This is a genomic window from Halomonas sp. CH40 (assembly GCA_041875495.1).
GTDB lineage: Bacteria > Pseudomonadota > Gammaproteobacteria > Pseudomonadales > Halomonadaceae > Vreelandella.
Genome location: CP112982.1, coordinates 818,962 through 833,802, shown reverse-complemented (window position 1 = coordinate 833,802; position 14,841 = coordinate 818,962). Strand labels below are relative to the sequence as shown.

The following is a 14,841-nucleotide window of genomic DNA, read 5'->3' as shown; positions in this document are numbered from 1 at the left end:
TCCTAACGCGCCGTCAGAATTTGCAAGCGGCTACCGACACGCTCGGCGCGGTCGGATAGTTCACCCACTCCGTCGATGATCTGGTAGAGAAAGATCACATCGATGGGTGGCAACTCGCTTTCCAGCTCAAACAGCTGGCGGCGAATGGCGATCTGCTGGCTATCGGCTTGATTTTCGAGGGTATGCAGCTCGCGGATCATGTTCTGCATGACATCTGACACATTGCGCCCGAAGCCGGATTCCAGCAGCTCCTTGAGCTCTTCAAGGGCCTGACGGGCCTGGGCCACACAGGCCACACTGGTGCGCATATAGACGCGCATTGGTTCAGCCAGCGGTTCAGGCACGCGCATCTTGCGCCCCAGCATGATGCCGCTGATATCACGCACCTTGTTGGCAATTTTGTCCTGCACGCTGATCAGATCAAGCAGATCGGAGCGTGAAACAGGCAGGAACATGGTGTTGGGAAGGTTGAGACGCAGCTCTGTCTTGAGCACGTCGGCATCATGCTCCAGGCGAGTGATATCCTCACGCAGCCTGGCCGCGCCTTCCCAGTCGCCTTTCAGGGTTTCTTCAAAGAAGGGAAGCAGATGCTCTGAGCACTCGTGGGTTTTGACGATATGCGCCAGCAGCGGTTGGAATGGCGATCGGCCAAACATTGCAGAAAAAGGGTTGGAGGTAACCATAAAGCCTTTTAGCCTGTTCTCGGTGAGCCGGAAAACTGAATTCATCGAACAAGCGCCGCAGTATAAAGTTTGGCCGCCGCTTCGTCACAAAAAGTTCACATTGTCATGTAAATTTAATCTTAAATTCATCTTGAAAGGTGGCATTTTCATGCAGTATCAAAACCAGGAAGCGCCCTCTCCTCAGGAAGTTGAGCTAAAACTGGCCCTTCCTGAAGCATCCATTCCGCTGATCAAACGCCATCCACTGTTGGCCAGCCACGACGCTGAGCAGCACACTCTGGTCAACACCTATTACGATACGCCCGACGGCTTGCTCGCCGGGCAACGCATGGCCTTGCGCCTGCGCCATTACGATGGCCAGATTCTGCAGACCGTCAAAACGGCGGGGTTGGGCGGCGGCGGCCTATCCACCCGAGGGGAGTGGGAATGGCCCCTGAAAAAGCCAGCGCTGGATATCGAAGGATTAAAGAGCCTGCCACCCTTTGCCGATATTGACTCAGCACGTCTGGCCGAGTTGGCGCCTCAGCTGGAAACCAATTTCCTGCGCACCCGCTGGGAGATTGCGCATTCAGGTAGCCAGATTGAAGTCGTTCTGGATGAAGGTGAAATTGTCAGCGGCCAGCACATTACTCACATCCGGGAAATCGAGCTGGAGCTGAAAAGCGGCCATGCAGACGCCCTATGGGAAGTCGCAACCTTGATCGCCAACACAGCCCCCTTGCGCCCTTCTGACAGCAGCAAGGCCGCACGCGGCAGGTGGTTGGCCAAGCAGCACTGGCCGCTGCCGGATGCCCACGCGCCAAGCGCCCTGCTACACCGCGCAACCCTTTCGCTAGATGCCTGGCACGACAGCCAGTGGATGGCTCATCTGAACGCGGCGCAGGATAGCTTGCAACAGCTAGCCGCACATCCGGCGCTGGATGCTAGTTTACGTGAACTCGCCAAGCAGCTGGCACCCGGCCTGGATTCACACGGCCAGCCTGACATCCACTATGGCCCGGCAGCCCTGGCGCTTGCCCGTCGCCTTGGCGAGCCGGGTGCTTTAAGCTAGAGCCTGTTGACTGCACGCTCAAACCAAGGACACTGCCATGCATTTCAGCCCCGCAGCAGAAGGCCTGCGTACCCGCATCTTTCACGTTATTTTCGAGTCCGACACGCCGGGTGCCAAAGCCTTCGATATCGCCCTGATTCTTGCCATTCTGATCAGCGTGGCGGCCCTGTTACTGGATAGCGTCGATGCTTACCATCAGCGCTTCGGCACCCTGTTTGCCTATATTGAGTGGGGTTTCACGCTAGTGTTTACCATTGAGCTAGCCCTGCGTATCTACTGCCTGGAGAAGCCCTGGCTTTACATTAAAAGCTTTTACGGCCTGGTCGATCTAATCGCCATTGTGCCTGCCTGGCTGGTACTCATTGTCCCCGGTGCTCAAGGTCTGGTGCTGATCCGCGTGCTGCGTGCCCTGCGGATTTTCCGTATTCTGCGGCTGATGGAGTTTGTCGGCGAAGGACGCATGTTGATTGACGCTCTGAAAAGAAGCGCGCGTCAGATCTTTCTATTCTTTTTCAGCATTCTGATGGTGGTCACCCTGTTCGCCGCCCTGATGTATGCCATTGAATCCCCGGAAGCCGGCTTTACCAGTATTCCCATGTCGATCTACTGGGCCATTGTCAGCATGACGACGGTTGGCTATGGCGATATTGTGCCCATGACATCCGTGGGTAAGGCAATTACGGTCATCCTGATGCTGATCGGCTATTCGATCATCGCCGTACCCACCGGGGTATTTTCAGCCCAGGTTATCCGCTCGATTCGTGAAGAACGCTATTCTGAGGAAGCCTGCCCCGGCTGCGGCCACGACCGCCATGAAAAAAACGCCTACTATTGCCTGCGTTGCGGTACCTGGCTGGATGAAAACACCCAGGATCCACGTGAAAAGCAACAACATGCCAGCCCGGACGGTTCATCTGAGTGACCGGGCTGGACGACAACTCCCATTCGCCTGAAACAGGCTCAGTCTTCAAAGGGCACGGTATCTCCGCGGCCTTCACGCAGAATCTTGGGTGGCAATTCGCGCAGGTCAATCACGCTGGTGGGGTCGAGATGGCAGGCCCCGCCATCGATAATGGCGTCCAGATGGGCACCAAAACGCTCGCGGATTTCGTCGGCATCGGTCATGGGCAGATCTTCGCCGACCGGAATCAGGGTAACGCTCATCAAGGGTTCACCCAGCGCGGCCAGCAGGGCATGGGTAATACGGTGATCCGGCACCCGCACTCCGATTGAGCGGCGTTTGGGGTGCAACAGTAGCCTGGGCACCTCAGAAGTGGCATCAAGAATAAAGGTGTAAGCGCCGGGCGTATGCGCTTTCAGCAGACGGAAGACATCGTTGTCGACCTTGGCATAGGTGCCGATTTCGGAAAGATCCGAACACACCAGAGTAAAGTTGTGCTTGTCATCCAGTGAACGCAGCCACTTGATCTTCTCGATGGCCTTCTTTTCCCCCAGATGGCAGCCCAGCGCATAGCCGGAATCCGTGGGGTAGGCGACAACACCGCCTTTATTGATAATCTCGATGGCTTGATCAATCAGGCGTTTCTGCGGATTTTCTGGATGAATCTGAAAAAATTGGCTCACCGTCATTCTCCTTTGATGTCAGGGTCAGTTGATACGTTGAAATGTTCGGCAAGTAGCGGATGCTGCCATATGGGTGGCGCTGCTGTACGCGGTACCAGGCTCATACTGCCGGGAGCAGCGTGGCCACCGGGAAAATGAAAATCGCTCCCCAGCGAAGCGTATAGCCCGCGCTCAACCAACTGGCGCGCCAGATCACGGGTGGCATCAGGGTTCTGCTGGCCATTGACCAGCTCAACCGCCTGGCCGCCCGCTTCTGCAAAAGCATCCATCAACAGCCCTCGCTTACGCCGCGTTAACTTGTATCGTAATGGATGGGCAATCACCGCAACTCCTCCCGATGCTACTATCCACTCAGTGGCGTGTGAAACCTCGGGCCACTGGGCTTTGACATCCCCTTTCTTACCGCTACCCAGATAGCGTTTGAAAGCATCCGCCCAATCCCGGGCCATACCGGCAGCCACCAGCGCACGGGCAAAGTCCGGGCGCCCGAGCGGTCTTTCGCTAGCGGCCTGTTCACGAGCTTTGGCCAGGGCGTCGGGCAGGCCAAGCTTTTCCAGCTGCCTGGCAATAATCTCGGCACGTTCTATACGCGCCTGGCGCTGGCTAACCAGACCCTCTGCCAAGGCCCCTTGCGCCCCCTGGGGCATTAACGCCACCACATGAATACCGACGCCACTCCAGCGTGTGGATAATTCACAGCCAGGCAAGACGCTGATAGCCAGGTTCTCAGCAGCCTGTTGGGCTTCAGCGACCCCTGCCATGGTGTCATGATCTGTCAGCGCCATATGCTGCAGACCACGCTGGGCGCAAAGGCTGACCACTTCGCTGGGCGGCAAGGCGCCATCGGAGGCGGTAGAATGCATGTGTAGATCAAGTGGATAACGCCGGTCTGCATCAAGTGTTTCAGGAAGTTCGGTTCCAGGCATGACGGCGTAAGTCGAGTTTGTCAAAATAGCGCACTCTGGCTAGGCAAAAGTCAGGTTATAGTGCGGCCTTGGATTGATACGGTCAATTACACGTCCTTGTTATCCATATACCTTTGTTATCCACACACGCTTGTTATCGAGGATTTATTCATGCTGTATGCGATTATCAGTGAAGACGTTGCCAACAGTCTGGAACGCCGCCTGGCGGCACGCCCCGACCACCTGGCAAGGCTTGAAACCCTGCGCGATGAAGGGCGCCTGGTGCTTGCCGGGCCGCATCCGGCCATTGATGCCGACAACCCCGGCGAGGCCGGTTTCAGCGGCAGCCTGGTGATTGCCGAATTCGATAGCCTGGACGCAGCGCAGGCCTGGGCCGATGCGGACCCTTATGTGATTGCTGGCGTCTATGCCCATGTCAGCGTCAAGCCGTTCAAGAAAGTATTGCCTTGACTCAAAAGTGAAACAATGAGCGCCGTTCAGTTCTTCACAAAGCCTGTGGAAAACTCTGTGAAAACCCGGCGGACGCTTTGCGCTAGGCGAGAGATAACGGCTCGCTTAGCAAATTGATCATTTTTTAACCAGCTTTCACGACTCATTCTATCAGCACGGGATATCTGCGTGACTCAACGCCCCACCCTGCCACCCTTGGCGGCTCTCACGGCACCTTCACTCAGCTGGAACGCGGCTTCGCCCTATTCCGAAGCGTTCGGGGATGTCTACTTTTCCAAAGAGAATGGCCGCGCCGAAACGGAACACGTTTTTATCCACGCCAACCGCTTGCCTGAACGTTTCTCGCACTGGCTTGAAACACGCCCTTTCGTGATTGGAGAAACCGGATTTGGCACCGGGCTCAACATGCTGTGTGCCTGGGCATGCTTTGAACGCCAAGCGCCCCAGCAGGCACGCTTGCATCTGCTATCCACCGAGAAGTACCCGCTAACCCGCGCGGAGTTGGCACAAGCACTCGATGCCTGGCCGGAACTGGCTAGCCACGCAGCTTCCCTGCTGACTCAATGGCCCGCTGCTGTCAGCGGTATTCACCGCCTGCATCTGACGGACAGGGTGACGCTGGATCTGCATTTTGGCGATACCTGTGAACGACTGGCCCTGCTTGACGGCCAGGTCGACGCCTGGTTTCTGGATGGTTTTGCCCCCTCCAAAAACCCGGACATGTGGCAGCCTGAACTTTTCCACAGCATGGCGGCGCGCTCACGCCCGGGGGCCACTTTCGCCACTTTCACCTGTGCGGGCATTGTCAAACGCGGGCTAAAAGCGGCTGGCTTCAGCTGGCAAAAGGTGCCCGGTTTCGGGCGCAAACGGGAAATGCTAGCAGGCCAGATAGAGACTCCACCGCTGGATTGCCGCCGTCATCAGACCCCCTGGTTCACACCGCCAGCGGCGCGGCCCGCGGCGCATATCGTGGTGATAGGTGCCGGTATTGCCGGGGCCAGTGTGGCCGCCGCCCTGGCCAAGCGCGGCTTGCGCGTCAGCGTGATTGAAAAGCAGGCGATTGGGGCTGGCGGTTCCGGCAACCAGCAGGGGGCGCTATACGTCAAGCTGGCCGCCCAGACCAATGACCAAAGCCGCGTGTATTTCTCAGGGCTGTTATATAGCCGTCGCTGGCTGGAAAACCTCGACCCTGCTCACCAGCTATGGCACAACAGTGGCGTCATTCAACTGGCGCTCAACGCGAAAGAGGCACAGCGCCAGCAGCGCTTCCTGGCCGCCCATCCACTGCCGGATGGCGTGCTTAAAGCTGAAAATAGCGACTCGCTTGGCGATATTATCGGCATGGATGCAAGCGCTGAAAGCGCACTTTTCTATCCACAGGCGGGCTGGGTCAAACCCAGAAAACTATGTGAACACTTACTTTCTCAGCCAGGTATCACCTATCGACAGGGTGAGGTCATCAGGCTGGAAGAAAGCTCACAAGGCTGGTTGATTCACCTGACCAATGGTGAAACCGTCGAGGCAGATCAGGTGGTCGTCGCGAACGCCCAACTGGCCAACCGCTTTGAACAGACCCGCGAATTACCGCTGCAGGCGGTACGCGGTCAGGTATCGTCGCTTAACTTGCCGGAAAACATTGAAGGCCCCAGAAGTGTTGTCTGCGCGGGCGGCTATGTGCCCCCGGCAGTGAATGGCGTATTGACCTTTGGCGCCAGCTTTGTACCTAACAACGCCACCACAGAGGTGCAGGATCGGGATCACTTGGGCAATATTGATGAGCTGCGCCAGACGCTTCCCGCTCTGGCAGCCGCACTTGAAAAGGCCGGTGTCGATCTCACTCCCAAAAACCTTGGCGGCCGAGCAGCTGTGCGTGCCGCCAGCCCGGACAAGTCGCCCTACGCCGGCCCCGTGCCCAAAGCTGAAGCATGGCAACAGGACTATGCGCTACTGCGAAAAGATGCGACCCGAATACCGACATTGGCTGGCCAGCATTACCCTGGCCTGTGGATCAGCGCTGCCCATGGTTCCCGAGGGCTGGCCAGCGCGCCGCTGTGCGCCGAGGTGATTGCTTCACGTATCTGCGATGAGCCCATGCCACTGGAAGCACCGCTTGTCGATCATCTTCACCCCGGGCGGCGGATTATCAGTGCCTTGATCCGCGCTCAGTAATCGCCTTCTTCTTCATCATCTGCCAGGTCACGGCCGAAGCGACGCCACTGCTCCAGGGTCATCACTTCGGTCATTTCCAGCTCAAGATCATGGGCAATGATCAAGTCTCCCTGCTCCAGCTGCTGCTTGAGGTCAGTCACCCACCCTTGCATGCCTGACTGAGTATCCGTGGTGTCGTAACCCTGACGGGTCACGAAGGTTTCCAGCAGGGCTGCCAGCGTCTCACTGGGCAGCATACGCGCGGGCACTTCGATAAATCGGCTCATGATGCCTCCCAGGCTTGCAATCGGTTCAGAAAAGTCGCTTCGTCAAGCACCTCGACCCCGAGCTGCTCGGCTTTAGTCAGCTTGCTGCCTGCAGCTGCCCCGGCGACCAGACCCGCGGTTTTTTTCGACACGCTTCCGGATACCTTGGCTCCCAGGGCCTGCAAGCGGGCCTTGCCGTCATCCCGGGTCATGCTCTCCAGCGTACCGGTCAGCACCCAGGTCTGGCCTTCAAGCGGCTTGGGGCCATGCTGCACTTCTACTTCATCAAAGCTCACGCCAGCATCAAGCAGCGCTGCCAGGGTTTGCTGATTATGTGGCTGCCGAAAGAAGGTATGTATATGCGCTGCCACAATCGGCCCTACATCATTGACGCTTTCCAGCGTTTCCAGATCCGCCTGTTCCAGGGCGTTCAGAGTGCCAAAATATGCCGCCAGATTGGCTGCTGTGGCCTCGCCCACTTCACGAATCCCTAACGCATAGATAAACCGTGCCAGCGTTGTCTGACGGGCGCTATCCAGCGCCTTCACCAGATTGGAGGAAGACTTTTCTCCCATGCGCGGCAGTTTCTGCAGCTCTTCAACCGTTAACTGGAACAGATCGGCCGGGGATTTGACCCAATCACGCTCCACCAGCTGCTCAATCAGCTTTTCACCCAGCCCATCGATATCCAGCGCACGCCGACTGGCAAAATGCTTCAGTGCCTCCTTGCGCTGTGCCGGGCAATACAGGCCGCCAGAGCAGCGCGCCACCGCCTCCCCTTCCAGGCGCTCGATATCCGATCCGCACACTGGGCAATGATCCGGGAATTCAATCTGCCGCGCATTCTCGGGCCGTCTGGTCAGATCCACCCTGACGACCTGGGGAATCACATCCCCGGCGCGGCGAATCGTCACCGTATCCCCGATGCGCACATCCAGACGGGCAATTTCATCGGCGTTGTGCAAGGTCGCGTTGGAGACGGTCACTCCGGCCACGCTGACTGGCGCCAGACGTGCCACCGGCGTAATAGCGCCGGTACGCCCTACCTGGAACTCGACCTCATTCAGCGTGGTGGTTTCCTCCTGGGCGGGAAACTTGAAAGCCACTGCCCAGCGCGGGGCGCGGGCCACAAACCCAAGCTCCCGCTGCAGGCGCAGATTATTGACCTTGATCACCACGCCATCAATGTCGTAACCCAGTTGGTCACGCTTTTCACCCAGTGCCTGACAGTATTCCACCACGGCCTGGGGCCCCTTCATTACCGCCAGTTCCTTGCTGGTACGCAGACCCAGCTGGGATAGGCGCTGCATCAGGGCGCTATGGGTGTCATCGCCCAGATCGGGTTCAAGGCGAGCGGCCTGATAGGCGTGAAAAGCCAGTGGGCGCGTCGCAGTAATGCGCGGGTCCAGTTGGCGCAGACTCCCCGCTGCGGCGTTGCGCGGATTCGCGAACACCTTGGAGCCGCTTTCCCGTGCAGCCTGATTCAAGGCTTCAAACCCTTCATGGCTGATAATCACCTCGCCACGCACTTCCAGAAGCGCGGGAGGATTCTCACCGCGCAAAACCAGAGGAACTGAACGCAGAGTGCGAAGATTCGAGGTAATACCCTCACCGGTTCGGCCATCCCCCCGCGTCGCGCCGCTGACCAGCCGCCCCTGCTCATAGACCAGAGACACCGCCGCCCCGTCCAGCTTTGGCTCACAGCTGAACTCCAGGTCATCGGCGGTGCATTCCAGCCGCTCTGCCACACGTTGGGCAAAGGCGCTAATTTCATCCGCATTGAACGCATTATCCAGCGACAGCATGGGGATGGCATGCACCACTTCTTCAAAACCATCCGCAGGTTTGGCACCGACGCGCTGGGTAGGTGAATCCGCCGTCAGCTGCTCGGGGTGCTGTGCCTCCAACTCCTGCAACCGTCTGAATTTACGGTCGTAATCGGCATCGCTAAGGGTAGGGTCATCAAGCACATAGTAACGGTAATTGGCGTCTTCTATTTCAGAACGCAGCCGTGCTATTTCCTCTGCGACGTCTGGAGTTTGATCTGAACCTGTTTGACGCATATTGAGTGCTTCCTTGAAATTTAGCCCTATTATACAAAACACCCGCTGCCTTGTGAGGTAGCGGGTGTTGAACGGGGAAGGTAAAAACTAACAGCAAAAGTAGCAGAGATTAGTTGGCCTGAACGCGATGCAGATGATGGCGACGCTCAAATTCATGCACACGCTGGCGAGCAAATTCAATCGTCTGTGCCGTCATGACGCTGCGGTTTTCATCCTTGAGCTCACCGCCCATATGCCGCACCACCACCATGGCCGTTTCCACCATGGCTTCAAAGGCAGCTGAGCTGTCCTCGGCGCCGGGCAGCGGCATCAGGAAAGTAATGCCGGGTGTCACGAAGGTATCCATTTCCTGAATAGGAAAGGTACCCGGCTTGACCACATTGACCATGGAGAACTGCAGTTCACTTTCAGGATGTTCCGTTTCCAGGCGATGGAAAACGCCCATGTCACTGCTGTAACGCAGACCACACATCATTAGCAGTTCCAATAGCTTGTCACCTTCGAAACCGTCTTCATCACGGGACATGACAGAGATAACCACGACTTCTTCCGCATTCTGCAGGGTGTCAGCCGCATGCTTGCCTGAAACATCGTTACGCATGGCCTTGGCCAGGGTAGGATGCGGACGCACCACGTCATCGTAGTAGTCGCTTGCATAACCCTCACTGGCATAGCCATCATCATAATGATCATTATCATTATGCGCATACCGCTCGCTGCCATAATCCGCGGCGGCTAGATCTGCATTTGGTGGCTGGTCAAAACGGTCATCGTCGTTATATTTCTCAAAGCCAGACTGCCTATCGCCTTGAGTCTGATGCAGTTCACGTTGCTCCTGAGCTTTACGTGCCGCCTGTTCAGCTCTTGATGCATCAGCGTGAAGCTGTGCTTCGCGGCGACGTTCAGCTTCTTCTGCCGCACGCTGAGCCTTGAGTTTTTCGGCTTCAATGGCGCGCTCGGCCTTTTCGGCTTTAAGCTGCTCTTTGCGCTTTATCTTGTCGAGCTTCTTCTGCTTGCGCTCTTCAAGGCGTTCCTGCATACGATGCTTGAAAGAATCCTTGATACCGTGAAAATCTACCAGCTGATAGGAAGTGTCTTCTTCATCGTTATCAGTTTCATCGCTATCAGTTCTATCAGAGTAATCACCCACGGTTGAGCTTCGCAGCTGACGGCGTTTGGCTTCATGCTGAGCATTTGTCTCAGACTGAGCGGACTCAGGCGGCGCAGACTCAGGCTGACCGGAACCGGAAGGGTGATGGCTGCTCTGCGGCTCAGCTGATGAGGCAGGCTCAACATCATCGTCAATCGCCGTCATGCGGGTAAAGGCCTGATTGTTAGCCGCGGCTGGTTCAGCTGTTGACGCCCTGAGCGGTGGCACTTCAGATGCGCGCTTTTCTTCAGGCTCAACGCTCGCTGACTCTGCACTCGCTGAATGGGTATTTGCTGTGGTGCGTTCAGCTGGATCAACTGCGCGCAAAGACGGCCGCTGCTTCTCGGCAGCCGCCGCCGATGCTGACTTATCGCGCCGGAATTCGGAAAGCACCCTTGAAGGGCCAGGGTGTTCCTGGCGCTCCAACTTCGGCTTGCCAGTCAGATTACTGTAATCTGCCGACTTGATGACCCGGGCGCCTCCGTTGGGAAGCTCCCAGCTGAGTTCCGCCTCGCGTTTTGCTTCTTCTGGATCCATGCCACTGTCTGCAGCGTCTGCCTGATCCAGACGGGGTACCCGGCGCTGGCGCTTAAGACGACGGATGCCATCAATGACTATAAGCGAGACCAGCGCCAATCCTAAAATGATAAGCCATTCTCTTAGTTCCATGTTGTACATTCCATGGGTCGTTTGCCAACAGCGGAGGCAAGCTTTATTGCTTGAAGTTGTAAGGCATCAAATTGTGATATTAGTTGCAATGATGACACGATAAATTATCTACACCGATTACAGCTATATGTCTAGAATAGCGTTATTATTTTGTAAATGGGGCTTTTTTACTATTTTTCACGTTTTCGAACATATTAAACATGAGCAGCAACAGTGTTAACTGTATTGCTATAGAGCCAACAAAACTTACAAACAAAACAATTATACAACTGCTATATCTAGTTAAATAAATATTAAATTTATAGTCAAAATAAAACGTTAAAACACCCTACTTTTCAGCTTACTTCGGCTAGTGCTGCCGCCTCTTCAACATCAACGGTTACTAGCCGTGACACGCCAGGCTCCTGCATGGTCACCCCCATCAAGCGTTCTGCAGCTTCCATAGCGATCTTGTTATGGGTGATGTATATAAACTGAACTGTTTCAGACATCTCCTTTACGAGTTTAGCATAACGCCCAACATTAGCATCGTCCAGCGGTGCATCCACTTCGTCAAGCATGCAGAACGGCGCAGGGTTCAGTTGGAAAATGGCAAAAACCAAGGATAGAGCCGTCAGTGCTTTTTCTCCCCCGGATAGCAGGTGAATCGTGCTGTTTTTCTTTCCCGGTGGCCGCGCCATGATGGCCACACCGGTTTCGAGCAGATCATCATCTGTCAACGCCAGCCAGGCACTGCCACCCCCGAAGACTCGCGGGAACAGCGCCTGAAACCCCTGATTAACCTGTTCAAAGGTTTCCTTGAAACGTGCCCGGGTTTCCTGGTCAATCCGCCGGATAGCGCGCTCCAGCGTCTCCAGGGCTTCGGTCAATTCAGCATGCTGGGCTTCGAGGTAATCACGCCTTTCTGCCTGTTGATCATATTCTTCTATCGCTGCCAGGTTGATTGCCCCCAGACGGCGGATTTTGTCTGAAGTGGCTTCCAGAGTCTGCTGCCAGGCAGGCTCTTGCGCATCGCTTGGCAGGCTGGCAGCAAGCGCTTGTGCATCGTGGCCCAGCTCAGCTAACTGCTCATCCTGAGTGGCGGCTTTCAGCCCCAGCGCCTGGGCATCCATACGTCGCTGCTGCAGCTGTTCGCGGCTTTGTTCGAGGCTGCGCTCATGCGCCTGACGGGCCAGCTCATCATTACGTAGCTGCTCGGCCAGTGCGCTTGCCTGCTCGCGGCTAGCATTGAGGCGCTCTTCCTGCTCTGCCCGCTCTTCCAGCAGGAGTTCAAGCTCTTCGCCCGCCAGTTCATCCGGCTCGATCAGGCTTTCACGGGTTTCTTCCAGCTCGGCAATACGCAACAAAAGGCGCTCGTCGGTTTCCTGGCTGCGAGATTGCTGGGCGAGCAAACTTTCACGCTCGGTTTTTAAGCGTTCGCGTTCAAGCGCCAAGGGCTGCTGACGCGACTTCAGGGGAGCCAGTTGCTGCTCAAGACGTTCACGCTGCTCGCGCTGGGCCTGTAGCTCGGCATTGGCAAGGTCGCGCTGGGTGGTGGCCAGTTCAAGGTTTGCCATCGCCTCGTCCCAGCGCCCACGGCTTTCTTCAAGGGTGAGCGAGAGTTCCGCCTCATCTTCTTGAAGCCGAGTGAGTTCTTCATCCAGCTCCATCACCCGCCCTTCCAGGTGTTCGACTTTCTGGGCCAGGCTTCTTTCTTTGAGCGCTAACTGCTGGCGCTCCTGGGTGTGCAGGCGCTCACTTGCAGCGCTGGCATCACGCTGCTGTTCAAGTAACTCCAGCTGTTCAGCGGCCTCGTCCAGACGCTGCTGCGCTTGTTCCAGCGCTTCGTTTTGCTCATCAATCTGCTGTACACAGTCTGAATGGTGCTTGCGGGTAACCAGAAGGGCATCCACACCTTCCCCTTCTGCCTGTTGGCGCAACCACTGAGCTGAGCACCAGACACCGTCGCGGCTCAACAGGCTATGCCCAGCGGGCAGATCTGCCAGGGCCTCTGGAATCGCGTCGGCACATTCAACACAGTGGATAGTCTTAAGCCATTCATGCAGGGCACCTGCCCCTTTTAGCTGTGCCGATAAACGCCCCGGCACCGGTTGCGGGTCTGGCGTATCGGCCAATAGACACCAGTCAGCGGGCAGCGCCTGAGGCAAGGCAGCCAGTTTTTCTGCTGATACCAGTCGGGCATTCAGCCAGGGTTTGAGCAGCCAGGAGGCAACCCCTTCCCAACCGTCGGCTACCTGAATCTGCTCGCCCAGGCGTGGCGCTTCTGCCAGGCCAAGCGCATTCAGGGTATCGTCTATCGCCGGGTCATGATCCGCCAGGGCAGCATTGATCAGAGCATCAAGAGAAGCGCGCTCGCCTTCCAGGCGGCTGAGCGCGGCCTGGGCGTTTTCGCGAGCCATACTGGCATTGCTGTGAGCCTGTTTTGCCTCACTGATACGCTGTTGCCAGCTCTCTCGCTGATGTTCAAACCGCGCCATTTCCTGTTCGGCAGCGCTCAGTTCCGCCTGGGATGCGGCATGAGCTTGGCGTAGCGCCGCAAGGTCTTCGATATCACCGCGCTGCTGTAGGCGACGCTGCTGGTCATCCTGCAAACGCTGGATGCGTTGCTCAAGATCACGCACTTGGTCCTGGCCACGCTCCGCTTGGCGCGAGACTTGTCGCCAGCTTTCATCGGCGTCTGCACAGGCATTTGTGGCCCGCTCCAGGGCCGGCGACAGATCGTTTAAGGTTTCTTCAAGCTCGGCAAGCTGCTCTTCCAGACCATCACACTCCGGCACCAACATCTCAAAGCGTTCTTCAATGGCGGCTAACCGCTCATTATCCCCACGGCTGACCTGACGCTGCTGCTCCAGATCCCGACGCGCACTTTCAATATCACTGGCCAGTTGGGCGAGCCGACTGCGGCGGTGGGATTGATCCTGCTCCAGACGGGCAATCCGGGTGGTGGTGTCATAGAACTGTTGCTGATGGCGCTCCAGTATCTCCGCCAGTTGATCATGCTGCTCACGGGCCTGTTCCAGGCGATTTTCACACCCGCGCACGCCAAAGACGTCTTTTTCGACGGCTATTTCCAGTTCACGCACCCGGTGCTCCTGCTGTTGCTGTTCAGCACGCAGGGCGCGACCGCGCAGCAGCGCAAGCTCGCCTTTCAGACGGTATTCCTGCTGTTTAAGATCCTGGTAACGGCGCGCGGCTTCTGCCTGACGCTTGAGGCGTTCAAGCTGTTTATCCAGCTCTTCACGAATGTCATCGAGACGGTCGAGGTTTTCCTGGGTTCGACGCATGCGGTTTTCCGTCTCGCGACGCCGCTCCTTGTATTTGGAGATCCCGGCGGCTTCTTCCAGGGTCGAGCGCAATTCATCAGGACGGGCTTCAATCAGACGGGAAATCATTCCCTGACCAATAATCGCGTAGGAGCGCGGCCCCAGGCCGGTACCCATGAAGAGATCGGCAATATCCCGGCGGCGGCATTTCTGGCCATTAAAGAAATAGCTGGATTGACCATCCCGGGAAACCAGGCGCTTGACGGCAATTTCAGCATATTGGGCGTAGACACCGCCCAGGCTGCCGTCACGATTATCAAATTTAAGCTCAATGGCGGCCTGGCCCACCGGTTTGCGGGCACTTGAGCCGTTGAAAATCACGTCTGCCATGGATTCACCGCGCAGGGTCTTGGCGGAAGACTCCCCCATGACCCAGCGCACGGCGTCAATGATATTGGATTTTCCGCAGCCGTTTGGCCCCACGATGGCAGTCATATTGCCATCGAAGGGAACATTGACGGGGTCAACGAAAGATTTGAACCCTACCAGGCGAATGGACGTCAGGCGCATGAGGCTAGAGACAATGGC

General features: G+C 56.9%; 11 protein-coding genes. 4 read left to right on the top strand and 7 right to left on the bottom strand.

Annotated elements, in window-relative coordinates; genetic code table 11:
* Nucleotides 1–2: 2 nt before the first annotated feature.
* Nucleotides 3–683 carry a TIGR00153 family protein gene (locus tag OR573_03865; protein ID XGA80800.1) on the bottom strand — a complete coding sequence of 227 codons (681 nt, stop codon included), beginning with the start codon at nucleotides 681–683 and terminating at the stop codon, nucleotides 3–5.
* A 148-nt stretch (nucleotides 684–831) separates the two neighbouring features.
* Here OR573_03865 and OR573_03860 point away from each other — a divergent pair, with 148 nt between their 5' ends.
* On the top strand, nucleotides 832–1,734 hold the full coding sequence (locus OR573_03860) for a CYTH domain-containing protein (GenBank protein XGA80799.1): 903 nt from the start codon (nucleotides 832–834) through the stop codon (nucleotides 1,732–1,734).
* A gap of 37 nt (nucleotides 1,735–1,771) precedes the next feature.
* Nucleotides 1,772–2,656: an ion transporter gene (locus OR573_03855; GenBank protein XGA80798.1), complete on the top strand. Its 885-nt coding sequence runs from the start codon at nucleotides 1,772–1,774 to the stop codon at nucleotides 2,654–2,656.
* Between the two features lie 38 nt (nucleotides 2,657–2,694).
* Here OR573_03855 and OR573_03850 read toward each other — a convergent pair whose 3' ends face one another.
* A complete protein-coding gene (locus OR573_03850; GenBank protein ID XGA80797.1) occupies nucleotides 2,695–3,318 on the bottom strand; it encodes an L-threonylcarbamoyladenylate synthase in 624 nt (207 codons plus the stop codon).
* A 2-nt stretch (nucleotides 3,319–3,320) separates the two neighbouring features.
* Entirely contained in the window at nucleotides 3,321–4,244 is a 924-nt protein-coding gene (locus tag OR573_03845; protein ID XGA81658.1) for a PHP domain-containing protein, read from the bottom strand.
* Between the two features lie 150 nt (nucleotides 4,245–4,394).
* Between OR573_03845 and OR573_03840 the strand changes: the two genes are divergently transcribed.
* Both OR573_03840 and mnmC read left to right on the top strand, forming a co-directional pair.
* Nucleotides 4,395–4,694 (top strand): YciI family protein, encoded by a 300-nt coding sequence (locus tag OR573_03840; protein ID XGA80796.1) that lies wholly within the window; start codon nucleotides 4,395–4,397, stop codon nucleotides 4,692–4,694.
* A 168-nt stretch (nucleotides 4,695–4,862) separates the two neighbouring features.
* The gene (gene mnmC, locus OR573_03835) at nucleotides 4,863–6,863 is read left to right on the top strand and encodes a bifunctional tRNA (5-methylaminomethyl-2-thiouridine)(34)-methyltransferase MnmD/FAD-dependent 5-carboxymethylaminomethyl-2-thiouridine(34) oxidoreductase MnmC (GenBank protein ID XGA80795.1); all 2,001 of its coding nucleotides are present in this window, start codon (nucleotides 4,863–4,865) and stop codon (nucleotides 6,861–6,863) included.
* On the opposite strand, the gene OR573_03830 is transcribed toward mnmC, so the two are convergent.
* The 4 genes from OR573_03830 to smc form a co-directional block, all read right to left on the bottom strand.
* Entirely contained in the window at nucleotides 6,857–7,129 is a 273-nt protein-coding gene (locus OR573_03830) for a YheU family protein (protein ID XGA80794.1), read from the bottom strand. The two genes, mnmC and OR573_03830, sit on opposite strands and share 7 nt — an antisense overlap.
* Nucleotides 7,126–9,171 (bottom strand): NAD-dependent DNA ligase LigA, encoded by a 2,046-nt coding sequence (ligA, locus tag OR573_03825; GenBank protein ID XGA80793.1) that lies wholly within the window; start codon nucleotides 9,169–9,171, stop codon nucleotides 7,126–7,128. Before ligA ends, OR573_03830 begins: the two co-directional genes overlap by 4 nt.
* 109 nt (nucleotides 9,172–9,280) lie before the next feature.
* Nucleotides 9,281–10,990, bottom strand: a complete 1,710-nt coding sequence (gene zipA, locus OR573_03820; GenBank protein ID XGA80792.1) for a cell division protein ZipA — start codon at nucleotides 10,988–10,990, stop codon at nucleotides 9,281–9,283.
* A gap of 335 nt (nucleotides 10,991–11,325) precedes the next feature.
* A complete protein-coding gene (gene smc / locus OR573_03815) occupies nucleotides 11,326–14,823 on the bottom strand; it encodes a chromosome segregation protein SMC (GenBank protein XGA80791.1) in 3,498 nt (1,165 codons plus the stop codon).
* Between the last annotated feature and the right edge of the window lie 18 nt (nucleotides 14,824–14,841).